20 protein-coding genes are annotated in these 25,324 nt (G+C 40.1%); 11 read left to right on the forward strand and 9 right to left on the reverse strand.

What is annotated here, in order from left to right; all coding sequences use genetic code 11:
• The first annotated feature begins 2 nt into the window (after positions 1 to 2).
• Positions 3 to 1,103 carry an MBL fold metallo-hydrolase gene (locus tag HS960_RS21420; protein WP_153844484.1) on the forward strand — a complete coding sequence of 367 codons (1,101 nt, stop codon included), beginning with the start codon at positions 3 to 5 and terminating at the stop codon, positions 1,101 to 1,103.
• A gap of 4 nt (positions 1,104 to 1,107) precedes the next feature.
• On the opposite strand, the gene HS960_RS21425 is transcribed toward HS960_RS21420, so the two are convergent.
• Entirely contained in the window at positions 1,108 to 2,343 is a 1,236-nt protein-coding gene (locus HS960_RS21425) for a glycosyltransferase (RefSeq protein ID WP_182330606.1), read from the reverse strand.
• Between the two features lie 125 nt (positions 2,344 to 2,468).
• Between HS960_RS21425 and HS960_RS21430 the strand changes: the two genes are divergently transcribed.
• From HS960_RS21430 to HS960_RS21455, 6 genes are all read left to right on the forward strand, one after another.
• Positions 2,469 to 5,063, forward strand: a complete 2,595-nt coding sequence (locus tag HS960_RS21430) for a phosphatidylglycerol lysyltransferase domain-containing protein (RefSeq protein ID WP_153844482.1) — start codon at positions 2,469 to 2,471, stop codon at positions 5,061 to 5,063.
• 21 nt (positions 5,064 to 5,084) lie between these two features.
• On the forward strand, positions 5,085 to 5,753 hold the full coding sequence (locus HS960_RS21435) for an AcvB/VirJ family lysyl-phosphatidylglycerol hydrolase (RefSeq protein ID WP_153844481.1): 669 nt from the start codon (positions 5,085 to 5,087) through the stop codon (positions 5,751 to 5,753).
• Between the two features lie 174 nt (positions 5,754 to 5,927).
• Positions 5,928 to 6,968: an Atu2307/SP_0267 family LLM class monooxygenase gene (locus tag HS960_RS21440; protein WP_153844480.1), complete on the forward strand. Its 1,041-nt coding sequence runs from the start codon at positions 5,928 to 5,930 to the stop codon at positions 6,966 to 6,968.
• Positions 6,969 to 7,039: 71 nt separating this feature from the next.
• Positions 7,040 to 7,621, forward strand: coding sequence for a tRNA-(ms[2]io[6]A)-hydroxylase (gene miaE, locus HS960_RS21445; protein WP_153844479.1), 582 nt, complete (start codon positions 7,040 to 7,042; stop codon positions 7,619 to 7,621).
• Positions 7,622 to 7,695: 74 nt separating this feature from the next.
• Complete coding sequence (rlmN, locus tag HS960_RS21450; protein WP_220801581.1) at positions 7,696 to 8,796, forward strand: 23S rRNA (adenine(2503)-C(2))-methyltransferase RlmN; 1,101 nt, start codon at positions 7,696 to 7,698, stop codon at positions 8,794 to 8,796.
• Positions 8,797 to 8,837: 41 nt separating this feature from the next.
• Positions 8,838 to 9,536: a ComF family protein gene (locus HS960_RS21455; protein ID WP_153844477.1), complete on the forward strand. Its 699-nt coding sequence runs from the start codon at positions 8,838 to 8,840 to the stop codon at positions 9,534 to 9,536.
• A 190-nt stretch (positions 9,537 to 9,726) separates the two neighbouring features.
• On the opposite strand, the gene HS960_RS21460 is transcribed toward HS960_RS21455, so the two are convergent.
• Positions 9,727 to 10,110: a VanZ family protein gene (locus tag HS960_RS21460; protein WP_083663417.1), complete on the reverse strand. Its 384-nt coding sequence runs from the start codon at positions 10,108 to 10,110 to the stop codon at positions 9,727 to 9,729.
• 154 nt (positions 10,111 to 10,264) lie between these two features.
• Between HS960_RS21460 and HS960_RS21465 the strand changes: the two genes are divergently transcribed.
• From HS960_RS21465 to HS960_RS21475, 3 genes are all read left to right on the forward strand, one after another.
• Positions 10,265 to 10,636 (forward strand): PadR family transcriptional regulator, encoded by a 372-nt coding sequence (locus HS960_RS21465; RefSeq protein WP_046673104.1) that lies wholly within the window; start codon positions 10,265 to 10,267, stop codon positions 10,634 to 10,636.
• Positions 10,629 to 12,299, forward strand: a complete 1,671-nt coding sequence (locus HS960_RS21470; protein ID WP_153844476.1) for a PspC domain-containing protein — start codon at positions 10,629 to 10,631, stop codon at positions 12,297 to 12,299. Before HS960_RS21465 ends, HS960_RS21470 begins: the two co-directional genes overlap by 8 nt.
• A 138-nt stretch (positions 12,300 to 12,437) precedes the next feature.
• Positions 12,438 to 14,846, forward strand: a complete 2,409-nt coding sequence (locus HS960_RS21475) for a TonB-dependent receptor domain-containing protein (RefSeq protein WP_182330607.1) — start codon at positions 12,438 to 12,440, stop codon at positions 14,844 to 14,846.
• 60 nt (positions 14,847 to 14,906) lie between these two features.
• Here HS960_RS21475 and HS960_RS21480 read toward each other — a convergent pair whose 3' ends face one another.
• Positions 14,907 to 15,917, reverse strand: coding sequence for a LacI family DNA-binding transcriptional regulator (locus tag HS960_RS21480; RefSeq protein WP_153844474.1), 1,011 nt, complete (start codon positions 15,915 to 15,917; stop codon positions 14,907 to 14,909).
• Positions 15,918 to 16,405: 488 nt separating this feature from the next.
• Here HS960_RS21480 and HS960_RS21485 point away from each other — a divergent pair, with 488 nt between their 5' ends.
• Entirely contained in the window at positions 16,406 to 17,173 is a 768-nt protein-coding gene (locus HS960_RS21485) for a rhamnogalacturonan acetylesterase (RefSeq protein WP_153844473.1), read from the forward strand.
• 182 nt (positions 17,174 to 17,355) lie between these two features.
• Here the strand turns inward: HS960_RS21485 and HS960_RS21490 are convergent, their stop codons facing one another.
• The 6 genes from HS960_RS21490 to HS960_RS21515 form a co-directional block, all read right to left on the reverse strand.
• Positions 17,356 to 18,975 carry an NADP-dependent glyceraldehyde-3-phosphate dehydrogenase gene (locus HS960_RS21490; protein WP_153844472.1) on the reverse strand — a complete coding sequence of 540 codons (1,620 nt, stop codon included), beginning with the start codon at positions 18,973 to 18,975 and terminating at the stop codon, positions 17,356 to 17,358.
• A gap of 71 nt (positions 18,976 to 19,046) precedes the next feature.
• Complete coding sequence (locus tag HS960_RS21495) at positions 19,047 to 20,489, reverse strand: MFS transporter (protein ID WP_153844471.1); 1,443 nt, start codon at positions 20,487 to 20,489, stop codon at positions 19,047 to 19,049.
• Positions 20,490 to 20,589: 100 nt separating this feature from the next.
• A complete protein-coding gene (locus tag HS960_RS21500) occupies positions 20,590 to 21,234 on the reverse strand; it encodes a bifunctional 4-hydroxy-2-oxoglutarate aldolase/2-dehydro-3-deoxy-phosphogluconate aldolase (RefSeq protein WP_153844470.1) in 645 nt (214 codons plus the stop codon).
• Positions 21,231 to 22,256, reverse strand: a complete 1,026-nt coding sequence (locus HS960_RS21505; protein ID WP_227550070.1) for a sugar kinase — start codon at positions 22,254 to 22,256, stop codon at positions 21,231 to 21,233. Before HS960_RS21505 ends, HS960_RS21500 begins: the two co-directional genes overlap by 4 nt.
• 5 nt (positions 22,257 to 22,261) lie before the next feature.
• Positions 22,262 to 23,662, reverse strand: coding sequence for a glucuronate isomerase (gene uxaC / locus HS960_RS21510; RefSeq protein ID WP_153844468.1), 1,401 nt, complete (start codon positions 23,660 to 23,662; stop codon positions 22,262 to 22,264).
• 14 nt (positions 23,663 to 23,676) lie between these two features.
• On the reverse strand, positions 23,677 to 25,323 hold the full coding sequence (locus HS960_RS21515) for a UxaA family hydrolase (protein ID WP_159727539.1): 1,647 nt from the start codon (positions 25,321 to 25,323) through the stop codon (positions 23,677 to 23,679).
• Between the last annotated feature and the right edge of the window lies 1 nt (position 25,324).

Consider the following 25,324-nt stretch of genomic DNA (forward strand, 5'->3'; position numbering starts at 1 on the left):
ATATGGGATGGATTATTTTAGGGGCTCTATTGATTGTTCTCATCAGTGGAGTACTCTATTATTTTGTTCATCCAATGTTTGGTGGAAGTTTCAAAGGAGCTCGGCTTGAACGTATGAAACAGTCACCAAATTTTAAAAATGGTGTTTTTCATAATCTCGAAGTAACGCCATCGTTGAAAGGCGATGTGAATATGGTCTCTTTGCTGTGGGATTTCCTTTTCAACAAAAATCCCCACTTGAAACCGATCAACGTATTGCCTGCTATGGAATGCGATTTAGCACATCTTCCCGCAGATGACGTTCTGATTTGGTTTGGTCACTCCTCCTACCTGTTGAAGTTAGATGGAAAATTAATATTGGTTGATCCGGTGTTCAGCCCCAATGCTTCTCCTATCCCAGGGAGCAATAAAGCATTTAAGATGTCTGTCGACTATGCGACGATGGTTTTTCCGAAAATTGATTATTTGTTTATCTCTCATGATCATTACGATCATCTGGACTATGAGACTGTTGTGAAATTGAGGGATAAAGTCGGTCGGGTGATTTGTGGTCTTGGCGTGGGGGCGCATTTTGAATCTTGGGGATATAAGTCCGATCAGATCATCGAGGGTGACTGGTACGACCAGATAAAACTGGCGCCCGATTTTCAGGTAACCTTCACACCCGCAAGGCACTTTTCGGGACGAAGATTTACACGGAATAATACCTTGTGGACATCCTTTGTGTTAAAAACTTCCCAGTACACTATTTTCTTGGGTGGAGACAGCGGATATGGTAAGCACTTCAAAAAGATAGGTGACCAGTTCGGTCCATTTGATTTAGCAATCTTGGAAAATGGCCAGTATAACGATGCCTGGCATTATATCCATTCCTTACCTGACGAATGGGCTGCTGAAACGAAGGATCTGAAAGCTCAAGCTATTTTGCCCGTTCATTCTTCTAAGTTCGCGTTGGCTATGCACGACTGGAAAGAGCCAATGGAGAAATTTTACGAGACAGCGAACAAAGAACAGATCACTCTCCTTACGCCAAAAATAGGGGAAATGATCCATTTTAATAGATTAGATACAGTATACGCGCCTTGGTGGCGTGAAGTCAACTAAAGATCTATTTATTTTTTTCCTCAATCCATAAAGACATATATTTTGTGCTCTGCATCGTGTGGTGCAACAATATCTGACTAATAAAGTTTTGTTGGCGGTGCCTGTCAATCTGCACTTTTAACAAAGATAGATTCGTCATAAAGTCGGCCTGATATTTTCGTTTTTCATAACGCTCGTTGATAATACGGATACCATGTTCTTGGGCCGTTTTCCAAAGATCTTCGTTTTCGTAGAGCTCGACAGTCTTTCTGCAGAAAGTTTCGGGATCGTCTTCGATAAAACCATTCCAATCCAAATTACCCTTCATGGCTTCTGCTCCAACTGTCGTGGTGACAGATGGCGTGCCTGTCTGCATAGCGTCGATAAACTTTCCTTTCACACCGGCACCAAATTGAATTGGAGCTACCAGTACACGGTAGTTTTCCATGGTAAGACGAGCAGATTCCGCTCGGCCCTTGATCAGGAAATTCTCCTTAGAGTTGTTTAACTGGAGTACTTTTTGGGTTGCATAGGCTCCATAAATGTGCAATTCTACTTTGGGAAGCATCTTCCGTAATTGGGGCCAGATTTGTGTTTTTAGATATTGAACCGTATGCCAGTTCGGCTCATGGATAAAATTTCCGATAAATAGTAAGTTCTTACGCTCTTCAAAGGGCTTCCATTGATTAATTTCAGTAGAACTGATCTCATGTTCAAGGAAAGGGAGGTAATAGAGGATGTCGGGTGAAATTCGAAATTCTTCAATAAGAATCTTCATTTCGGATTCGGAGATAATCAAGGAGAGGTCACTTCGCAGAATTGAGGCAATTTCCCGTTTAGCGGTATCTGTAAATAACTCTTGAAAGGAGAAATCACCTTTATTTTTGACGGACGCCTGCCTCGCCTGGCGTAAAAAATGCAAGTCTTCCGTGTCGAGTACGCGAAGTGCGTTAGGGCATTGCTGGGCAACGCGCCAACCATATTGCTCCTCCACCATAAAGCGATCAAATACAACAATGTCGGGTTGAAGTTGAATGATAAATTTATCAAAGCTATCGCTATTTAGCACGATTGCTTGCTCATGCACACCCAGTGATTGTAAAGGTGCGCTATAAGGTGATTTAGCCGCCGCTGAGGCAAAAGTAATCTGATAAGAGCCATTCAAGAATGTGTCAATTAATTGCATCATGCGAAAGCCCGCTGCTGAAGATGTTGGCTCTGGCCACACAAGTCCGATGAACAAAACCTTTTTCTCTTTCATGCAGGAAAATTACTGATTAATGTGAAAAGAATTTACGAAAAATTAACAATTAGTCATTTTCAAACGATTAGCTTTATTTTAGTGTTTATAATATATTTAAAGGTTATTCATCATTAAACGATCATATGGCCAAAACTATTGCTCAACGGATTCGACATTTTTCACCAAAGACCTATTGGAAGGAACTAATAGCTGTTTTGGTTATCTTATTGGCCTTCGTATTTTTTAGAAATGAGCGGAAAGAGCTTGCGGCAATTATTCCGCAGTTGCGCGCGGCTAACCTAACCTGGGTTTCAGTTGGAGTTGGAATTACCATCGTTTATATTGTGCTTCAGGGATTGATGTATGTGCAGAGTTTTAAAGCGATCGGCCTTTCTATTAATCTGAGAATCGCCATTGATCTTTTCCTGAAGAGAAATTTACTCAGTGTGTTTCTCCCAGCGGGTGGGATTAGTTCTTTGGCATATACAACAACGGAGTTGCGGAAAAGAAATTTAAATACGACGCAAATTCACCAAGCAGGGGCGCTGTATGGCTATGTCGGACTACTGACGGTCTTTATGATTGGTGTACCTGTTATATTGTATACGATCTGGCATAATAAAAATTTTGGTGATGCCTGGATCTCATTGGTGGTTTTGGGACTGCTCCTGGCTGTCGTATTTTGGTTCGTTTGGTCTTTTCGAACACACAAAGGCATCTATCGCTGGGTCGAATTAAAGTTTCCTGCTGTCGCCTCTAATATCGATGAAATATTTTCAGGGGAAGTCAAGCTAAAATATTTGTTGGGTACCATGTTAGCGTCCATGGTCGTCGAATGCTGCGGTATTGCCCATGCCTTTGTAAGTATGTATGCTCTTGGTTTGGACCACTCCTTCGAGGCTGCGGCTATTGCCTATACTGTTTCGGTCGTATTGATGATTGTTTCTCCTTTTCTACGGGGCCTTGGGGCTGTAGAGCTGACCATGCTGTATATTTTTAAAGCATACGGTTATTCGCAGGCCGAGGGCTTAGGAATCACGATTCTCTATCGGGCATTCGAATTTTGGCTTCCATTACTCTTGGGGATCCTTGCCTTTGCATGGCGTGGTAAGCAATTGCTGGCACGTATTGGACCAGCGCTGCTTATTTTCTTCTTAGGCGTGGTAAATCTTGTTTCTGTATTGACGCCTCCTTTGGCGGACCGAATGAAACTGGATCGTTTTTATTTACCGCTAGAAGCAATTCATGCTTCTAAATTTATGGTATTGGTTTTGGGCTTAGGACTATTGGTTACTTCAGCCTACTTGATTAAAGGTTTCCGTATTGCGTTCTGGATCGCCGTGGTGTTTAGTGCTTTGTCGCTGTTTGGCCATGTATTTAAAGCGTTAGATTATGAAGAAGCTTCGGTTGCTTTATTGACCTTGATTTTATTGGCAATGAGCTATAAACAATATCGCATCAAGAGTAATATTCGTTGGGTAAGAATTGGGTTTATCACATTTTTTGTCGCTCTGATAGCGATATGCCTGTTTGATGTGTTGAGTTTTTACTTCATTGATAAGCAACATTTCGGGCTAGACTTTACATGGGGACAATCAATATATCATACGGCACGGAGTTTTCTGTTGTTTGCAGATGATGAATTGATGCCACAAACAGCTTTTGGTCAAGAATTTTTGCGCATCACCCAAGTTTTGGGGCTATTTTGTTGGTTCTTATTGATCTACGCACTTGCACGTCCTCGGCTGATTGATGACGAAGATTCGAGTAGCTCCGAAATGGAGCATGCAGAACAATTACTAATTGAGTTTGGACAGTCTCCGATGGACTTCTTTAAATTGGGAAAAGATAAGAGTTTGTTCTTCTCAGAAGTCTCGGAGGGATTTACCGCTTATCGCCTGGCGAATGAATTTGCTATTGTATTGGATGAACCTGTCTGTGAACAGGGAGATAAGGAAGAGCTGGTTCATGAATTTGATCAATACTGTTACGCGAATGGTTTAAAGGCGATTTATTACCGTGTTGATGAAAATAGCTTGGTTCATTTCTCATCCCTTCGTAAACAGAAGATCACCATTGGACAGGAGGCTGTATTAGAATTGGAAACATTCAAGCTAGAAGGAAAAGACCGTAAGTCATTACGTAATGGACTTAATGCGATTCAAAAAAAGGGTTTTACAACAGAAGTGTTGAAAGCACCGCAGGAAAAAGCAATCATAGACCAGTTAAGCTTGATTTCCAATGAATGGTTGAAAGAATTTGACAAAAAGGAAATGGTTTTTTCGCAAGGGATGTTTGATGAAAATGAGCTTATTATGCAAGATATTATTGTATTGAAAAATGAGCAAAATAATATTGTCGCCTTTCTGAATATTATTCCCGATTATGCTAAAGATGAGTGTACTTATGATATGATCCGAAAGTCGCTTGACGCGCCAGGTGGGAGTATGGATGCATTGATTGTTGAGCTTATTACATATGCTAAAGCTAAAAAGTATGTCTATCTAAATTTGGGAATGGTGCCAATGACGGGCTTGGGAGCGACAGATAGTCCCGCTGAAAAGATTATGAAGTTTGCCTCAACACGATTGGGAAACTTTAAACATTACCATAGTCTGCGTGATTTCAAAGAGAAGTATGCGACATTTTGGGAAAATAAATACCTTATATTTGATAACGATTTTGATCTCTTACAACTTCCTGTTGCACTGGTCAAAGTGATGAAACCGAATGAATAGCTTCATGTAGATCTCATACAGATGAAAAAATTAGCCACTTTATTTATAATTGGTAGCATAGCATTTCATGCTTTTGCTCAACAACGTTTGATTGACATGAAATATTGGAATAATAAAGCTGTACTACCTCTGGTTCTCTATCTGAGTGGAGATGGTGGATTTAATTCATTCTCTAACAAGCTTTGTGAGCTGATTGCTGGAGCAGGATATACTGTCGCAGCTCTTGATTCAAAAAATTATTTCTGGAAGAAGAAAAGCCCGAATGAGATAGCAGGAGATATTTCTAATACCTTGAAGACTTTGCTATCCTCACGGCAGAATATGCGTCTTTTCATCGTTGGGTATTCATTTGGAGCAGATGCGGTCCCTTTTATTATTAACCGCTTGGATCCAGTTGTTAAAAAAAATGTAAAGAGTGTTGTTCTATTGGAACCATCCGTGTCTACAGATCTGGAGATCCATATAGCTGATATTTTAGGCCGTAGTAATACAAAGCGAAGTCTTGATGTCGTCTCTGAAATCAATCGCATGGATGGAGTCAAAACGGGCGTCATTCTTGGTGATGACGAAGCCGATTTTCCTATACAAAAAATTACACTTAAGAATTTTACAAAAAAATACCTCTCCGGGGGCCATCATTTTAGTGGGAATGCAGACCAGGTAGCGAAGAATACGATCGCTCTCTTCTAATTGGGCGGGGTTATTGTCTGCTAGCTTTCCTTTATGGTGGTTATACAGTAGCGATAGGCCTTTTACCTTGTCAAAATCGGTGAAAGCTCTGAAGCTAATCAGATTTCTTGTCCTACATCAATTTAATTAAATGAAGAAGGTCTTAATTTTGATTTAGAATTTAAATAGACAATTATGGAATTAGGAATAGGAATGTTTGGTGACTCGAGGATAGATCCTGTTACAGGTCAGATCCAGGCAGCACAAGATAGAATGAAAGAAATTATTGAAGAGATCAAGCTTATGGATCAAGTAGGATTGGATTTCTTTGGAATCGGGGAGCATCACCGGGCAGATTATGCGGTTGCAGCACCTGAAATTATCTTGGCTGCGGCTTCTACAGTTACCAAAAATATTAAATTGGGTAGTGCAGTTTCGGTATTGAGTTCTGCGGATCCTGTTAAATTATTTCAGGATTTCGCGGCAGTCGATCTTTTATCTGATGGACGTGCTGAGCTGATGGCTGGAAGAGGATCCTTCATTGAATCTTTCCCTTTATTTGGTTATGATCTGAAAGATTATTCCGAATTATTTGAAGAGAAACTTGAGCTTTTGCTACGATTGAACAAGCAAAATCCAATTACTTGGCGTGGAAATTTTAGAGCTCCGCTAATCAATCAAGAAGTCTTCCCACGGCCTAAAAATGGATCACTGCCAATTTGGGTTGCCGTAGGAGGTACAACATCTTCTGTTATCCGTGCAGGAAAACTAGGTTTACCAGTGATGTTTGCTATCATCGGTGGCATGTACGAAAGCTTCGACCACTTATTTGATATGTACCGCCAAGCTTATGAAGACAATGGGCATGATATGGCTAATTTTCAAGTTGGAGTGCACATGCATGCCTTCTTTGGTGACAATAGTACCCAAATAGCAGATTATTATTATCCTGTTTACTCTTCTCAAATGGATCGCATAGGGGCGAGTCGCGGATGGCCTCCATACCAACGTACACAATATGACTTTGGGCGTTCTTCAAGGGGACACCTCATTGTTGGAGATGCTGCCTATGCCGTAGATAAAATTTTGCAAATACAGGAGAAATTCGGATTGACACGTTTCTCTGCACACATGGATGTGGGCGCCCCTGGACATAAAGAGATGCTCCGTTCTATTGAGATTTTTGGCGAAAAAATAGCACCTGAAATTCGAAAGGCTCTTCATAAAGATGCCTAAAGAGCGATTATCATTTTTTTAACGCTGAGATATTCGCTACCTTTGTGGCGTAAATCATTTTAGAGAGTAAGATGCTTGGATTAAAGTTGTTGACAGATCCGCGATGGGCAAACATCGCAGAAGGAAATTTAGAAGAAATTTTGACTGATCATGCCTGGTGTGAGCAAAAGGCTGCTTCAAATGCAATATCATTAATCACAAACAACTCAGAATACGAAGATTTAGTGCATGAACTGACAGCAATTGCTATCGAAGAGATGGAACATTTTAAGATGGTTATTGATATCATCAAAGAACGTGGCTATACCTTGGGTCGTGAAAGAAAAGATGATTATGTTGGCCAATTGATGAAATTCTCTAAAAAAGATGGCAGTAGAAATATGGCTTTTATTGACCGTTTATTATTCGCGGCGATGATCGAAGCCCGAAGCTGCGAACGTTTTAGAGTGCTCTCGCAAAATATTCAAGATAAAGATCTTGCGAAGTTTTACCATGATTTAATGGTATCTGAGGCAAATCATTATACAACATTTTTAAATTTTGCACGCAAATATACCGTAGACGTCGACGTAGAAAAGCGTTGGAAGGAGTGGTTGGATTTTGAAGGGAAGTTAATTCAGTCGTACGGAAGTAAAGAAGCCATTCATGGCTAATTGGATCTCGCTCCTACCTATTTTAAAACACATACATAACAGTTGTCCCGTTCTATTTCTTAGAACGGGATTTTTTGTCACTTATTTATTCTTATCTTTGTACCGTGATTGAAAAAAGTAAAATAATAGATATCAGGAGTTTGTCTTTGGATCAGATCAAAGATCAACTTACAGCGTTGGGGGAGCAGGGCTTTCGTGCGAAGCAGATTTATGAATGGATCTGGGTAAAGTCCTGTGTAGATTTTGATGAGATGAGCAATTTAAGTAAGCCCCTTCGTGAGAAGCTGAAAGCGAATTTTACGATCAATGCAGTTACAGTTAAAGAATCTCAGATCAGCTCAGATAAAACAATTAAGAGTAGTTTTTGGCTGTATGACAATAATATCATTGAGGGGGTATTGATCCCTGCTCCGGAGCGAATGACAGCCTGTGTAAGCTCACAGGTGGGTTGTAGCTTAACCTGTAAGTTCTGTGCAACAGGCTATATGGACCGTAAAAGGAACCTCAATGCCGATGAGATCTATGATCAAGTCGTTCTGATCAGCAAGCAAGCCGAAGAGAATTATGGGCAGCCACTGACAAATATCGTTTATATGGGGATGGGTGAGCCTTTGCTGAACTATGCCAATATGATGAAGTCGGTTGAGCGCATTACGGCTCCCGATGGATTAAATATGGCTGCCAAGCGGATCACTGTTTCCACTGCTGGCATCGCAAAAATGATTAAGAAATTGGGTGATGATCAGGTGCGTTTTAATCTTGCACTTTCTTTGCACGCTGCAAATGATAAAAAGCGGAATGAAATTATGCCTATCAATGAGCAGAACTCACTAAAAGCTCTGGCAGAAGCCCTCAAGTATTTTTATGCAAAGACAAAAAGTCCAATTACATTTGAATATATTGTCTTTAACAATTTCAATGACGAATTGGAGGATGCTAAAGAACTTGCTAAGTTCTGTAAACACGTTCCTTGTAAGGTCAACCTGATTGAATATAATCCTATCGCACTGGCCGATTTCTTGAATGCTGAAGCAGATAAAATCGAGGTATTTGCAAATTATCTAAAAAGTCAAGGTATAATCACGAATGTGAGACGTAGCCGTGGTAAAGATATCGATGCAGCCTGCGGACAATTAGCAATCAAGGATGAGAAAAAGGAGGAATCCGAGGCATAATCTGAAGGATAGTTCCTATCTTTAATAGGGGAATTAACCAGATGAAATCCGAATTAAATAAACTTTTTAGCGATTTTGTATCCATCTTTTTTCCAAGAGAATGTGGCTGTTGTAGCTGTGTGCTAAAATATCAGGAAAAGTTTATTTGTATAGCATGCGATTTCCACTTGCCTTATACTAACTTTCACGAATATTCAGATAACGATACCGCAAGACAGCTTTGGGGGAAAGCTCCAGTGGAAGAGGCCTGTTCTTTTTTGTTAATGCAAAAGGATAGCCGTGTAGAGCACCTCATTTATCAGATTAAATACAATAATCAACCCTTTCTTGCGGAATATTTTGGTTATCTATACGGCTTAAAATTAATAGAAGTAAAGGCCTATCAGGATATCGATTGTATTGTTCCTGTGCCATTACATAAGAGCAAACTCCGAAAAAGAGGTTATAATCAATCCACTTACTTTGGGAGAGGTTTGTCCAGAGCGATGGAAATCCCGTTGCGTGAAGATATTTTGGTAAGAAAGAAAGCGACAATTAGCCAAACAGGTAAGGGGCGACTCGACCGTTACGAAAATGTAAGTGATATTTTCGATTGTCAGGCCACTGGGGTGCCGGCCAATGTACACATTCTATTGGTGGACGATGTGTTAACAACAGGCGCTACGATTGTTTCCGCGGCATTAACACTCTTAGATGCTGTTGACTGTCGGGTATCTATTGCTACTTTAGCAAGGGCCTAAGTCCTATCTGGTCCATAGCGTATGGGTATTTAAAAATAATAAGGAATAAAATTCACAGCCCGGAAGAACGCGTTCAGATAATTTAAAGCGAATTCTTATAATTTAAGTAGCTAATTATATAGACCCAATATATAGATCTGGTAAAGCACTCAATGATAACGAAATCGTCAAAACTAAATCAACCCGGTATTTACGACCTTCGGTTGACATAGTTTAGTAGATAGGCAAAGCCGGCCATCCCTATTCCGATGCTGTCGGCAAATAAATCCCACCAATCACCGCTCCGATAAGTAAAAATATAAAGCTGAAGTAATTCTGTCAGTCCAGCAAATAAAAATCCGAGGATAGATACGATAAAAATCGGAAGCCAGCGGGTTGGTTTACCGCTGAATTGCTGGATAACACCATTGTAAAGCAGCGTACAGAAAACAAAAAACATACCGCAATGAACTAATTTGTCCATACCCGGATAGGCGGGAACTGCGTCAAAATTGTTGCCCGGGAGTGTGCATAAAATAATAACTATTATGGCCCAAATAAAACACCATTTATAGTCTAATAAGATTTTAATCATGGCGTTAAATATCCTAAAATTTCCTGATACAAATAAAAATATTATGAATTTAAAAATTATTCACTTGTAAATCAGTGATTTAATAAAATTGTTTTGTTTTGTATGGTACTATGTATTGCATGGTACCATAAAATACATATATCTTTGTATTGTTATGATAGCTGAAAATACACAAATCCAAATGAGGAAGGGGATACTTGAATATTGTATCCTATCCATAATTTCTCGAGGAGAAATTTATGCCTCCGATATTATCAGCGAACTGAAGAAAGCTCAATTATTGGTTGTGGAAGGAACCTTATATCCGCTTTTAACACGTCTAAAAAACAATGGCCTGTTAAGCTATATATGGAAGGAGTCGACTTCAGGTCCGCCTAGAAAATATTATGAAATTACCCAAGAAGGGTTAGAAGTCCTTTCGCGACTAGATGTTACCTGGAATGAGCTCGTGTTTGCTGTAAACACGTCATTGGTGGGTAGGAACAATGATTCAACTAAACCAGTTAAAGACAATAACGATGAATAAGACAATAATTATCAACATAAATAGTATCGTCTTCCATATTGAAGAGGATGCTTATGAGGTGCTTCGCTCCTACATGATTGATATAAAGAAGCACTTTGGACAATCGGAAGATAGTCGGGAGATTTTAGAGGACATCGAAAATCGTATTTCTGAAATGTTTACCGAAAAGATTCAGGCGGGCAGCAAAGAAGTTCTGAATATGGACGATGTTAATGCTGTTATAGAGCAAATGGGGAGTGTAAGTGATTTTGAATCTGAGGATCAGGATGGTTATGCATCTTTTCAGCGCCAGCCAAATGCAGACGGCTTTAAAGTAGGGAAGAAGCTGATGCGTGACCCTGATGACAAAGTTTTCAGTGGAGTATGTAGTGGACTGGGACATTTTTTTGGCATTGAGGCCAAATGGGTGCGCTTACTCTTTGCTTTATTTGTTGTGATCGGTGGATCGGGTGTATTGGTCTATGTCATCCTGTGGATCGTCATGCCGCTCGCTGTAACTCGTGCAGATAAGATGGAAATGCGTGGGGAAGCACCGAATATTCAAAACTTCAAACGTTCGTTCGATGAAGAAATGAGCGGGGTGAGGGATTCATTTTCGAGGGGAATGGATCGTACAGGCGATAGTGTTGCTAAATTATTGCAGGTCTTTGTGAAAGTCATCGGCGTATTCTTTGTTATTATCGTTGGGTTGACGCTCATCGGGTTGATTATTGGACTTATTTTCTTTGCACTGGCTATTGTGAACGTAATTCCTGACGTCATGGACGATTCTGGTCCTTTTTATCTCATGAATCCGAGTGACGTACCTTTTGCTTTGATAGCGGGTTTCCTGGCCATTTTTATCCCTTTTGCTGGATTGTTCTATTTGCTTCTCCGCGTTCTCTTCGAGAAAAAACCAATGAACAATTATTTGACAACCACCTTATTTTTAGTCTGGTTGGCGTCGATAGGCGCAATTATCTACTACGCTACATCGGTAGCAAAGGAATTCAAAGAGTCTAGTACGATTGTTGAAGAGAAGCCGCTGCAAAAACAAGCTGTTTATTACTTAAATGAAAATGATATTCGGGTAATCCGCTTAAAAAATGGTGTAAAAAGCGGTTTGGGTATAAAAAACGAAAACCTCTCTACTTATCTGAGACGTAATATTCGTATCCGTGTCGAACGTATAGACTCCCTACAGGAACCTTATGTACGTTATGAGTATTCGGCCAAAGGAAATTCCTATAAAGTTGCAACAGACAGAGCAGGTAAAATTAATTATGCGTTGAGACAAGATAGTACGTCATTAACATTTGACAATGCGTTCCAGTTGAATGAAGGTGAACTCTATCGGGATCAAGAAGTCAATATTACCTTGTTTCTCCCAGTAGGCACCAAGTTGATCATTAATGATAATTTGGAAGATAAATTAAGGGATATTTCATTTTACGAATGTCGTGACCGTTATAGTGAAGACCTAAGGGATGTAAAAGACGTCGAGTTTGTGGTCACGTCACTCGGGTTGAAATGTGCCTTACCGGCCAAAAAGTCAGGTGACAGTGACGAAACAGATGCTGAAGGCAATGAAGTAATCGCAGCTGATACGTCTGTTGTCATCCGCAGGGATACCATTATTAATGTCAAAAAAGATGGAGTTACCATAGAGACAAAAAAGAAATAACATAAACCAAGTCTTCCGCCTTTAGGCGGAAGACAAATTATTGAAGCTGTAACCAATCGAAAATCACTACTGAACCTCGTGTGATAAGCCTATTTAGTGCCATCAAAAGTGAAAGCTATTACACCTATTTATAAACGAATGAAAAGATATTTTTACCTCTTACTCTTAAATTTTTTAATTGCTTCCTTTGCCTATGCGCAAGTGAAAGTTACAGGCAATGTACGGGTGGAAAATAATGTGCCTTTGGCTTCTGCAACTGCTTATCTGATGAAGGCAAAGACAACTGTTATTTTGAAAGCAGTTGTTACAGATGAAAATGGAGAATACCAGTTTTCGGATATCCAAACTGGAAGTTATTATGTCGACGTCAAAATGGTTGGGTATACGGCCAATAAGAGCAGCGTTTTTGATATCAGTAAATCAGATTACAAGCTCCCAACGATCCTGCTGAACGCGGACACACGAAAATTGCAGGAGGTCGCCGTAGAGGGTAAGCGGCCGATGGTTGAAAGCAAGCCTGGTAAACTGGTTTTAAATGTCGAAAACTCTCCCTTGGCCGCAGGGAATAATGCCTTAGATATTGTACAGCGGGCCCCTGGAGTGAGTTTAGATAACAATAATAATCTACAGTTGATGGGTCAATCTGGTGTATCAGTGACCATCGATGGTCGGCAGACCTATATGTCGGGTGAACAGTTGGTGAATTTTTTGAAAAGTACGGATGGTAACCAGATTAAGTCCGTTGAAGTTATCACCACCCGGGCAGCAAAAGATGACGCAGAGGGGGCTGTGGGGACTATAAATATTGTCCTCAAGAAAAATCGGCTGGAAGGATTTAACGGAACCTTTAACATGACGGCAGGGCGGGGAGAAAAATTCAGAGGGAATAGCTCCTTATCCTTAAATTATAAAAAGAATAATACGACAGTATTTGGATCCTATGCATATTCGAATGAGAAAAGCCACCGGAAGCTCCTGCTTGATCGTGTTATTCAAAATAAAGGGGAAAAGACCTATTTTAAACAAAGGTCGATATTGGATGAAAAGGAACAGAATCATTCCTATCGCTTCGGTGTTGAGCAAAGGACATCAGCCAGAAATACGTTAACCGTGCAGTTTAATGGTTCGAATAATATCGAATACAATGATAACGATAGTAAGACCAATGTAGGAAAGTCTTTTACAACATTGGATTCGCTTTTGATTTCGACATCGCAATTCAAAGAGTTATTTGATCGGTACTCTGCTAATTTAAACAATGAGTTTAGAATTGATTCTAACGGCAGAAAACTTACCGTTGATCTGGATTGGAGTAAATTCAAAAGCAGCAAACGGGTAGGGTATAATAACCAATATTTTGATGGTCAGATGGATGCGATTACTCCTGAGGAGATCCAACGTAGTAGAATGCCCATCGGAATCGATATCTATGTCGCCAAATTGGATTATGAACAACCGCTGTCTAAGGTTTCCAAGCTTGAGATGGGGGCTAAATATTCTAATGTTACGTCGGATAACGACTTAACCTTTGAAGATTTTTTGAACAATTCCTGGATTAATAATGAAAAACGTACGAATCATTTTGTGTATAAGGAGCAGATTGCCGCTGGATATATAGACTATAATAATACGATAGGAAAATGGGGGCTGAAGGTCGGTGCGAGAGGAGAATATACGTTTTCTGATGGAAACTCATTGACCTTAAATAAGCAGGTGAAGCGGAACTACTTTAAACTTTTTCCGAATGCAAATCTGACATATACCCTCGATGAGAATCATATTCTTTCCTTAGGTTATGCAAGGAAAATCACCCGTCCCAATTACCGACAGTTGAATCCTTTTGATTATTTCATTGATAAACTAACCTTCGAACGTGGCAACCCTTATCTGAATCCGCAATTCTCCAATGAATTCACCCTAAATTATACGTTGATGCAACGTTACAATGTGACATTGGGAATTAACGATGTACGGGATGCGATTGTAGAGAGTATGGGGCAAGATTCAGTACTGAAACAAACTTGGGTTATACGTGAAAATTTAGGTAAAAATTTGACTGCTTATCTGAATCTGAACATCCCTATAACGGTATCCAAGATTTGGAGCATGAATAACAATATTACAGGCATCCATTTTAACTTTGATGGCATGGTGGGTGGTCATCCGCTGAAAAGGAAGTCATTTCTTTTGCAGGCTACATCGATGCACAATTTAAAATTGGCGAAAAGTCTGTCGGCTAATGTCAATTTGAGGTATTTCTCTCCTTTCAAATATAATGTATACGATATGAAGGCCCGCTGGGATATGGAGCTTGGAGCGACAAAGACATTTAAAGATCAACGTAGTTCTTTGAAACTGGCGGTGAGCGATTTGTTTAATACAGGGAATCAGAATCTGAAAACCAATTTCGGCGATTTCGACTCCAGTATCAGGCAATACCAAGATCGTCGTGTGGTTCGATTGACCTATTCGTATAAATTCGGAAATTTAAAAAATAACTATCGTAAGAAAGATACAAGTAACGAGGAGAAGGAAAGAGCGCAATAGCTACGCACCATTATGTCGTTTCAAAAAGTCGTAGGAAAATTTTTTCTTACGGCTTTTTATTTAGTCATTGAAGACTAACTCAGTAGGTAATACACGCGTTTCAAATTCTGTAATCGGATATTTGGCTTCTATTAATTTGATAAGAAGTTCCGTAGCGATTTTCCCCATTTCGAAAGCAGGTTGTCTTATGGCAGTTACTTTAGATGAGAATAGTTCGACAACATTAGAGTTTGTAAATCCAGCGATAGCAATATCGTTACAGGCTTCAAAATTTCTTTTTTTCATGACATGGAGATATCCTGTCGTTAACTTATCGCCAGAAATAAAAATAGCATCAAAACCAATGCGGATAAGCTCTTCAATTGCATTTTCGATTTCTTCCAAATGTAGCCCCCCATATTGGCAGTATTTAACCAGATCTGGATCGAAATCAATATGATTAGCCATCAGTGCCTTTTTGTACCCCATTAGTCGGTCCTTTGTTATGGACAATGATTTAGAATTTGTAAGGTGTGCAATTTTCTTCTTTCCTAGTTTTATGAGGTGCTGGGTTGCATCGTAGGCTCCCTGTTGGTTGTTTACGACAACTTTATAGGTATTAAACTGTTGTGGTATTCTATCAAAAAATACAATTGGAAATCCACGTTCTTTTAATTGGTAGAGATAAGAAATGTCCTCGGTTTCAGAGGATAACGCTATCAATAACCCATCTATGCCTCTGGATGTTAGATACTCAACATTCAGCCTTTCCCTTTCTGAAGACTCATGTGTCTGTGAAATAATGATATGAAAGTTCTTGTCATAGGCAATAGATTCGACACCGTTTATGACTTGGGAGAAAAAATTATTGGCTATTTCACTGACAATGATACCAAGAGAGTGGCTTCGACGTTCCTTTAAACTCCTTGCAATGGGATTAGCGCGATAATTGATCTTTTCTGCATACTCCAACACAATCTTTTTTGTTTCAGGACTTATTTCATAGCTATCTCTTAGTGCTCTGGAGATTGTGGACGTTGATAAGTTAAGTGCTTTAGCAATATCTTTGATTGTATAGTTTTCGAATCTCATAATTGGCAAAATAGAACATAATATTAATCAAAAAAAATTACAAAACCTAATAGGCTCCCCTATGCAAACGTTGCCGGCAACGTTTGCGTAACTTTAGTCCTGATACTTGCACCAACAAGTGAAATATACTTTGTAAACTTGGTTATATGATGATTGGTTAAATTCCTCTGCATTTCCAGCAAGGGTGATTTAATCATTCGAATTGAATACCTAAAAATATGAGTAAAGCCTTAGTAGTATCTACTGCTATTTGTGCTTCTTTATCCACATTAAATGTGCATGTTCAAACCCAAAAAGTCCAAGTAACTGTCGTTGATAGCGATCAAAAGGAATTAATGGGGGAGTGTAACTGTGACAGGAGCAGGAGTGATTTTTAATGCCCCCGTTTGTTCTCCTCTATAAGCAGGGTAGGTTTAATAGGATTTTAAGTAAAATGAATACAACTCGCCTTCTGGATGTTGAAGGCAGGTGTTTTTTAGATATACCCAATGAAGAAAATCGGTACACTTATTTCGGGCTTTGTGATGGTAATTTTTCTCCTCGCTTTACAGCAGGAACAAACCCTCACAATTTATATAATTGGCGACTCAACAGCTGCAAATAAAGATAAGCGCACCTTTCCTGAAACTGGTTGGGGAATGGCTTTTGCAAAGATGTTTAATCAACAAGTGAGGATCGATAATCGCGCATTAAATGGCCGCAGTTCTAAATCCTTTAAACAAGATTCGGGCAAGGACGGGAGTACTATTAATCATTGGGAACCTATTTTTGAAAACCTCCGTCGCGGAGATTATGTTTTTATCCAGTTTGGACATAATGACGAAAAAGTCGATAAACCCAATGTGGGAACTTCGTTGGGAGAGTTTGAACAGAATTTGACTTTCTATATCAATCAGACAAAGGAGAAAGGGGGGATTCCAATTCTTTTGACACCGATAGCGCGACGTAAATTTGAAAATGGCGTTCTCATCAAAACCCATGGGCAGTATCCGGCTGTTATCCGCAAGATTGCTCGAAATATGCAAATACCTTGTATTGACATGGAAGATCAGACAACAGTACTTGTCAGGTCTTACGGAGAAGATGGAAGTAAGAAATTGTTTTTACATGTAGACAGTGGCAATATGAATTATCCACAGGGAAAGAAAGATGATACCCATTTGAATACCTTTGGTGCCAATGAAGTGGCAAGGCTGGTTGCCAAAGGGATTTGTGAATTGCAGTTACCTATTCAAGAAAATCTGATGCTGAAGTAACTTTAGGATGCTATAAAATCAGAAAGAAGCATACACCTAACACAATTTGATTGACAGGGGAAGGGCTGTCGTAAAAAGGATGGAGTTGATCTGAAAATGTACTTGGAAAATTTCTGAAAAAATGGATTTAAAAACAAGCGACACCGAAATGATCGATGTCGCTTGTTCATATCAGCCGTATACTAGAAAATGTATTTCGTGCTTAAGAAATTTGATTCATTTTCACTCACGATTTCGTTTAACAATTTCTTGTTTTCCTCGGTGAACTTTGTGGCCACTAGAGAACGTATGGAGAATGAGCGCAAAGCATCAACTACTGACAACGTTCCTTCAGCACTGTCCTTTCTACCTGTGAAAGGGAAAGTATCCGGACCGCGTTGGCATTGACAATTGATGTTTACACGGCTAACTTGATTGACAAGTGGATCAATAAGCGATGAAACAACAGCTGCGTTATTACTAAAAATACTTACTTGTTGTCCGTGTGAAGATCCGATTAAGTACTCGATAGGTTCTTCAAGGTCGTCAAAAGGAACAACAGGGATAACTGGGCCAAATTGTTCCTCTCTATAAAGTTTCATTTGTGAATTGACAGGGTAAACAATTGCCGGATAGAAGAACGATTCTGCAACTTGACCACCATTTTCATTGACTACTTTTGCACCATATGCTTTTGCATCTTCAATGCATTCAGTTAAATAAGCTGGTTTATTGACTTCTGGAAGCGGAGTCAAAGATACCCCCTTTTCCCAAGGCATTCCATATTTCAATTTTGCGACTTCAGCAGAGAGACGTTTTAGGAACTCCTGTGCTAAGCTGCGATGTACATAGATAATTTTTAATGCTGTACAACGCTGGCCATTGAAAGAGAGTGAACCCAGTACGGTTTCAGAAACCGCGAGGTTCAAATCTGCATCTTTTGTAATAATTGCTGCGTTTTTTGCGTCCAAGCCAAGAATAGCGCGAAGGCGATTCACTTTTGGATGCAATTTTTTAAGTTCATCAGCAACACGGCTTGAACCGATTAACGTCAAGACATTGATCTTTCCCGATTGCATTAGGCTAGGGACAATCTTGTTGCCACGGCCATAGATTGTATTGACAACACCTTTTGGGAAACTCGTTCTGAAAGCTTCTAATAAAGGATAATGTAATAACGTACCATGTTTAGGTGGTTTGAATAACATGGTATTTCCCATGATCAATGCTGGAATCAAAGTCGTGAATGTCTCATTCAATGGATAATTGAATGGGCCCATACAAAGGACGACGCCTAATGGAGATCTTCTGATTTGGGCAACGATACCTTGTTCGATTTGAAAACGCGAAGAATCGCGGTCTATATCTTTCAATGCATCGATCGTTGCATAGATGTATTCCACTGTGCGATCAAACTCTTTTACTGAGTCTGCATAGGATTTGCCAATTTCCCACATAATAAGCTTGACAACAATGTCCTTTTTGGCAATCATCTTTTGCGTGAAATTTTCAACACAAGTAATACGATCGGCAACGCTCATTGTCGGCCATTCTCCACGGCCATTGTCGTATGCTTTTACAGCAGCGTCTAAGGCTTCCATGGACTCTTTTTCAGTACAAACAGGGAAACTACCGATGCGCTTACGTTTCAAGCCATCCTTAGTCTTCACACAAATAGGTGAAAAAACTTCGTTTACTTGACCCGTCCAAGAAATCATTTCTCCATTGGAAAGGAACTCTCTTTGATCGACCTGTTCGTCGAGCGTAAATTCTGCGGGAATGTCTTTCTCCTCGTAGAAGATACCTTCTAAGTTTAAGCTCATTGTTTTAAAAAATGGTTTAGATTGATATTTATAAAGATATTGCTAATGTAATATAAATTTCGCAATATATGTTAATTTTTTATTAAAATAAGTTTAGGAACTAGGGTTTTCATTGTCACCCATGCAATTAAATATGCGATCGCACAGAAAGAGAAGATAATAAAATATCCAGCTTCTTCGCCTTTGAATCCCATAAAAGTCATTTGTGTTTCTTTTGCATAATCAAATAACCATCCTGACGTCTTGTTGATAATAAAGGCTCCAATACCTCCTGCAAGCCCTCCAATCCCTGTAACAGTTGCAATGGAGCGTTTTGGGAATGAGTCTCCAATGGTCGAAAAGATATTGGCGGACCAGGACTGATGTGCGGCTCCGGCGAAACCGATCAGAATGACAGGTATCCAATAGGAGAGATGCCCCAAGGGCTGAGCGAAAAGAACAACCAATGGTACAAAAGCAAATAACAGCATGGCTTTCATGCGGCCTTCATAGGCATTCATACCCTTTTTCTCCACAAAGTAGGTCGGTAGCCATCCACCATAAATAGATAACATAGTAATTGCATAGAGCACAAAAATTGCGAGCTGCCCTTCTGTATCCGATGATTTTATGTCGTAGACGGCAGAAAGATAAGCTGGCATCCAGAACAAGAAAAACCACCAGACTCCGTCGGTCATAAATTTTCCAAAGGCGAATGCCCAGGTTTGCTTATATTTTAAGCATTCAGATATGGTTGTTCTTGGAAGTTTCATATCGACCGTATGTGCGGACTGCTGTTCATGGTCATCTTGATTGATATATGCCAATTCTGCCGCATTGACTTTTGGATTTTCATGTGGCTTTTTATAGAGAAAAATCCAGAAACCCATCCAAACGAAGCCTAATGCACCTATGATGATGAAAGACATTTCCCAACCCCAATGTGCGGCGATTACAGGAATGGTCAAGGGTGCAGCCAGGGCACCAATAGTTGCGCCCGAGTTGAAGATACTTGTTGAGAGCGCCCGGTCTTTTTTTGGAAAATATTCGGCTGTGGCTTTGATCGCGGCAGGAAAATTCCCCGCCTCTCCAACAGCGAGAACAAAGCGGGCAAAGATAAATAGGTTGACACTAACGCTAATGATTAAGCCTGCATTATTCACATGAGAAATTGCCTCTTTTGCGCCTTCGAAACCGACGAACCATTCGCCGGCAACAATTCCTGAGGTCGCTATACCACAGAAAGCATGTAATATGGCACCAATTGACCAGATTCCAATTGCCCATAGAAAACCTTTTTTTGTGTCCATCCAATCCACAAAGCGACCTGCAAATAGCATACTAATGGCGTAAAAGATCGAAAATAGTGCTGTAATATTACCATAGTCTGTATTTGTCCAATGAAACTCAGGACTAATAAAATCTTTCCAGGTCAAGGACAGCACCTGCCGATCCAGGTAATTGATTGTGGTAGCAAAAAATAGTAGAGAGCATATCACCCAACGGTAATTACTCTTTTTCTCCGTGTTAATCATAATGGGTTTAATAGTTTATTTTTTTAGTGTACGTGTCTGTTTCCTGCTGTCAAAAAGTGCCCCTCAGCATGACTTTTTTGAAGTCACTATATGAAGACGTTTATCGTGCTTTTGAGACAAATTCAAGTGCTTTTTTAGTGTTTTCGAATAAATTGCTTGTGTCTTTGGGGTCAATTAACTTGCTGCCCATGCCTACTGCGCAAACCCCGGATTTGAACCAGGCTTTTAAATTCTCCATTTCGATTTCTACGCCCCCCGTCGGCATAAATTTCTGTCCTTTAAAGAGATCTCTTATCGACGACATAAATGCCGGCCCCAGAATATTTGCAGGAAATAATTTTATAAGCGCCGCTTGCTGCTGTTGCGCAGTATAGATTTCTGTCGGTGTCATACATCCTGGAATCCACAGCTTATGCTGCTCATGCACAAGAGAGCCAACTAGGGGGTTTACAATGGGAGAAACAATAAAATCTGCACCAATTTGCAGAAATTGTTGCGCTTCTTCAACCGATTTGATGGTGCCAATACCTAAATAGAGATCTTGCATGTCTAAATTCCTTGCGGCAATCAAACTTTCAAACACTGCCAATGCTTCTGGGCCGCGGTTTGTAAATTCAAAGACACGTATGCCTGCCTGATATAAAGTTCGCAGGATAGTTATGCTTTCGGCCTTATCGTGATGAAAAAACAAAGGAAGTGTCCCCTGCTCTATAATTTTATCTAATACAATTTCTTTCAAATTCATGCTATCATTCTTTTTTTTATGTCTTCCACTGTACTTGTTGTTGCGTCGCTCGCGATGAATAGTTTATCGAATGCTGCGAGCGTTGCAAACGCTAGGGTTTCTTTTGGAGAAAGGTTGGAATACAACCCATAAATCAGGCCTGCCATAAAGCAATCTCCACTACCTACTTTGTCTAAAATTTCTTCGGCAGTATATTCCGTTGATTTAATCAGGCTGTCTTTGTCAAACAGTGTGGTATAATACTTGATTCCCTTGGTTTTATAGTCAAAACGAAAAGTGTTGGCCACATACTGACAAATCGGATTCGCTGATATAATTTCCTTGCTTGTACGATCTGCTTGTGCCAATAGATCTTCTTCCTGATATCCGGAAGAAGAAGTTAAGAATTGTTCCTCTAGCTGGGTTCCGAGCATCTGATGAGCAGCCCATATATTGCCCATAATTAAATTGCAATATTGGGCAATTTCGGGCATAATCTCTTTTGGGGCCTTTCCATATTTCCAGAGTTTAGCACGGTAATTAAGGTCCAAGGATACAAAGATTGATTTCTCTTGTGCTTTTTTTACGGCCTCCAGGCATAGATCTGCAATATCTTGACTAATTGCAGGACAGATGGCTGAAAAATGAAACCACTTAACATCGGCAAAGACCTCTTCCCAGTCAATGCTACCTACTTTGAGGTTTGCAAAGGAGGAGTTCGCACGATCATAAATGACACCTGCATTTTTTAGATCTTTTCCTTTTGGCAGATAGTAAATACCCAACCTCTCGCCAGTCCACTGCATCGCTGATGTGTCTATACTTCTGCGTTGAAGGTAACTATCAATACCTTCACAGATAGCATTTTGAGGAATTGCAGATAAGTAGGATGATGGTACATTCCACAACGCTAAGGCTGTGGCTACATTCAGCTCGGCTCCGCCGACGTAAAAAGGCAACTGATGTTGTTCAATCCAATCTTGTTCGATGTCGGGGCAGATCCGCAACAACAATTCTCCAAAGCTTAAAACTTTACCCTGCATGTTCATTAAAATTCAAAATATTCTTTCGCGTTATTATAGCTGATATCTGTTATGATTTTCCCTACCCATTCGATATCATGTGGTATCTCTCCCTTTTCAATGTCCTGTCCGAAGATGTCGCACAACAATCTTCTAAAATATTCATGCCTTGGAAATGAAAGGAAGCTTCTAGAATCTGTCAACATACCGACGAGACGGCTCAATAAACCCATATTTGACAGCGTGTTGATTTGTTTTGTCATTCCGTCTTTTTGGTCTAGAAACCACCAAGCCGAGCCAAACTGAATTTTTCCCTTAATTGATCCATCATTGAAATTCCCGATCATGGTTGCAATAAGTTCATTATCGGCAGGATTGAGATTATACAAGATGGTCTTGGTTAGCTTATCTTGATTGTCTAATTTATTCAAAAATTTTGACAATGCACGTGCCTGACTAAAATCTCCGATCGAATCCCAACCGGTATCAGGTCCGATCAAACGATGCATACGGGCATTGTTGTTGCGCAATGCTCCTAAGTGATATTGTTGAACCCAGCCTTTTTCATGGTCCCATTCTGCAAAATAAATCAACATCGCAGATTTGAATTTCAGATTTTCGGTTGGGGAGATTTCCTTTTTTGTACGAATCTTCTCAAAGATCGTCACGATTTCCTGTTCGGTATAATCTTCGGCATAGATTTGTTCCAGGCCGTGATCCGATACTTTACATCCGTTGGCAGCAAAGAAATCATGTCTTGTTTTTAACGCGTTTAAGTAATCCCCAAGGCTATTGATTTGAATGTCGCTGACTGCTTCCAGTTTATCGATATATTGATTTAATGCAATAATATCATCGGAGTTCATCGCTTTATCCGGACGAAAGGCGGGAAGCATCTTGAACGATTCTTTTTCCTTTGCAAATTGTTGGTGAAACTCGAGGCTGTCGATAGGATCGTCAGTGGTACAAACCACTTCAACCTTCATCATTTTCAGTAACCCGCGGACGGAATGGCTGTCTTGTTGTAACAAAGCGCCTGTATCGGCATATATCTTGGCAGCCGTCTTTGGTGACAACAAATCTGTGATGCCAAAATAGCGCTGTAACTCGAGGTGTGTCCAGTGATGTAACGGGTTGCGAAGCGTATAAGGTACAGTTTCTGCCCACTTGATAAATTTTTCCTCATCGGAAGCATCGCCAGTAATATAACGTTCATTGACTCCATTGGCCCGCATGGCCCGCCATTTGTAATGATCGCCATGTAACCACACTTGACTAATATTGTCAAATTTTACATTATTAGCGATTTGTTCAGGAATCAAGTGATTATGATAATCAATGATCGGCAAATGCTTTGAATAGCTGTGATATAGCTGTTCTGCTGTTTTTGTGTTTAATAAAAAGTTGTCGTCTAAAAAAGCTTTCATACAATATCCTATTTTTATAAACTCACACCTCTTTTCCAAGGTATAAAGTCGTCTTGATTTAATTGGACAGCCTTAGGTGTTATTTCACCACTAGCTGCTTTGATACAATATTCTAAAATGTCTTCACCCATGGTTTGGATCGATTTCTCACCGTCTATAATAGGACCGGTATTGATATCGATAATGTCGGCCATTTTGGTTGCCAGTATATTATTTGTTGCAACTTTGATGACCGGGCATATTGGATTTCCGGTAGGCGTACCCAGGCCAGTTGTAAACAGAATTAGTGTTGCACCAGCGGCAGCTTTTCCAGTTGTTGCCTCAACATCGTTTCCGGGGGTACAGACCAAATTAAGACCGGGCTTTGTTGCTTCCTCAGTATAATCCAAGACATCTACAACAGGCGAAGTACCACCTTTTTTCGCGGCACCATTACTTTTTATAGCATCCGTGATAAGTCCATCGCGGATATTTCCTGGAGATGGATTCATATAAAAACCCGAACCAACAGCCTCGGCAGCATTGCTATAAGCGGTCATCAGATCGATGAATTTATTGGCAGCCTTTGGATCGATGGTACGGTCTATTAGATTCTGCTCGGCACCACATAATTCTGGAAATTCGGCCAACAGTACCTTTCCGCCAAGAGCAACTAAAAGGTCGGCAGTATAACCGACTGCGGGATTGGCAGAAATACCGCTGAACCCATCGCTACCACCGCATTTTACACCTAAGGTTAATTTGCTCAATGGTACCGGCTGTCTTCCAAGTTTATTAATTTCTGTCAGGCCCATAAAAGTTTGTAGTATCGCCTCTTTCAGTAATTGTTCCTCACTTTTGGATTGCTGCTGTTCAAATAAGTACAGTGGTTTGTCAAAATCCGGATTACGCAACTTGATATCGTTGACTAGATCGTTCAGCTGTAAATTTTGGCAGCCCAAACTTAATACCGTAATACCTGCGACATTCGGATGGTCGGCATAGGCGGCAAGTAACTTACTCAAGATGGCTGCATCTTGTCGAATTCCGCCACAACCACCCTGATGATTCAAAAATTTAATGCCGTCCACGTTTTTGAATATGCGATCCGATTGCTGCGTAATTGTGTTTAGCTGCCCGAGGGAGGTCATATCCAGTGTTTCTCCCTTTTCATAGGCTTTTAACAGCTGATGGGTGAAGTTCTTGTATTTTCCAGAGACTGAATAACCAAGCTCATTGTATAATGCCTCTTTGATAACATCAAGATTTCGGTTTTCGCAGAAAACGGTTGGGATAAATAACCAGTAATTTGCGGTGCCTACACGGCCGTCCGGACGGAGGTAACCATTGAAAGTTCTTCCGTCAAATTTTGAAACGTCAGGCTTTTCCCAGTGATAATGTGAAGACCTGAAATGGTAAGGCTCGGCTGCATGTTTGGTGTTGTCGGTATTCATGATGCTTCCCTGTGGGATATCAAATTGCGCTTTTCCCACGAGAACCCCATACATATAGATTTCGTCACCAAACTGCATATCCTGCATAAAAAATTTATGCTTGGCAGGAATATCTTCCTGTAGAATATAATGTTTGCCCTCAAACGAAATCGCATCACCTTTTTTGAGATCTTGTAAGGCGACCAAAACATTGTCTTTGGGATGTATCTTTAATACGTTGTTTTTCATC

The organism is Sphingobacterium paramultivorum, assembly GCF_014109745.1.
GTDB lineage: Bacteria > Bacteroidota > Bacteroidia > Sphingobacteriales > Sphingobacteriaceae > Sphingobacterium > Sphingobacterium paramultivorum.

What these genes read in the sequence shown, in the direction of transcription:
- HS960_RS21420 (WP_153844484.1), top strand. Translation starts at nt 3, where the DNA reads ATGGGATGGATTATTTTAGGGGCTCTATTGATTGTTCTCATCAGTGGA.
- HS960_RS21425 (WP_182330606.1), bottom strand. Translation starts at nt 2,343, where the DNA reads ATGAAAGAGAAAAAGGTTTTGTTCATCGGACTTGTGTGGCCAGAGCCA.
- HS960_RS21430 (WP_153844482.1), top strand. Translation starts at nt 2,469, where the DNA reads ATGGCCAAAACTATTGCTCAACGGATTCGACATTTTTCACCAAAGACC.
- HS960_RS21435 (WP_153844481.1), top strand. Translation starts at nt 5,085, where the DNA reads ATGAAAAAATTAGCCACTTTATTTATAATTGGTAGCATAGCATTTCAT.
- HS960_RS21440 (WP_153844480.1), top strand. Translation starts at nt 5,928, where the DNA reads ATGGAATTAGGAATAGGAATGTTTGGTGACTCGAGGATAGATCCTGTT.
- miaE (WP_153844479.1), top strand. Translation starts at nt 7,040, where the DNA reads ATGCTTGGATTAAAGTTGTTGACAGATCCGCGATGGGCAAACATCGCA.
- HS960_RS21455 (WP_153844477.1), top strand. Translation starts at nt 8,838, where the DNA reads ATGAAATCCGAATTAAATAAACTTTTTAGCGATTTTGTATCCATCTTT.
- HS960_RS21460 (WP_083663417.1), bottom strand. Translation starts at nt 10,110, where the DNA reads ATGATTAAAATCTTATTAGACTATAAATGGTGTTTTATTTGGGCCATA.
- HS960_RS21465 (WP_046673104.1), top strand. Translation starts at nt 10,265, where the DNA reads ATGATAGCTGAAAATACACAAATCCAAATGAGGAAGGGGATACTTGAA.
- HS960_RS21470 (WP_153844476.1), top strand. Translation starts at nt 10,629, where the DNA reads ATGAATAAGACAATAATTATCAACATAAATAGTATCGTCTTCCATATT.
- HS960_RS21475 (WP_182330607.1), top strand. Translation starts at nt 12,438, where the DNA reads ATGAAAAGATATTTTTACCTCTTACTCTTAAATTTTTTAATTGCTTCC.
- HS960_RS21480 (WP_153844474.1), bottom strand. Translation starts at nt 15,917, where the DNA reads ATGAGATTCGAAAACTATACAATCAAAGATATTGCTAAAGCACTTAAC.
- HS960_RS21485 (WP_153844473.1), top strand. Translation starts at nt 16,406, where the DNA reads ATGAAGAAAATCGGTACACTTATTTCGGGCTTTGTGATGGTAATTTTT.
- HS960_RS21490 (WP_153844472.1), bottom strand. Translation starts at nt 18,975, where the DNA reads ATGAGCTTAAACTTAGAAGGTATCTTCTACGAGGAGAAAGACATTCCC.
- HS960_RS21495 (WP_153844471.1), bottom strand. Translation starts at nt 20,489, where the DNA reads ATGATTAACACGGAGAAAAAGAGTAATTACCGTTGGGTGATATGCTCT.
- HS960_RS21500 (WP_153844470.1), bottom strand. Translation starts at nt 21,234, where the DNA reads ATGAATTTGAAAGAAATTGTATTAGATAAAATTATAGAGCAGGGGACA.
- HS960_RS21505 (WP_227550070.1), bottom strand. Translation starts at nt 22,256, where the DNA reads ATGCAGGGTAAAGTTTTAAGCTTTGGAGAATTGTTGTTGCGGATCTGC.
- uxaC (WP_153844468.1), bottom strand. Translation starts at nt 23,662, where the DNA reads ATGAAAGCTTTTTTAGACGACAACTTTTTATTAAACACAAAAACAGCA.
- HS960_RS21515 (WP_159727539.1), bottom strand. Translation starts at nt 25,323, where the DNA reads ATGAAAAACAACGTATTAAAGATACATCCCAAAGACAATGTTTTGGTC.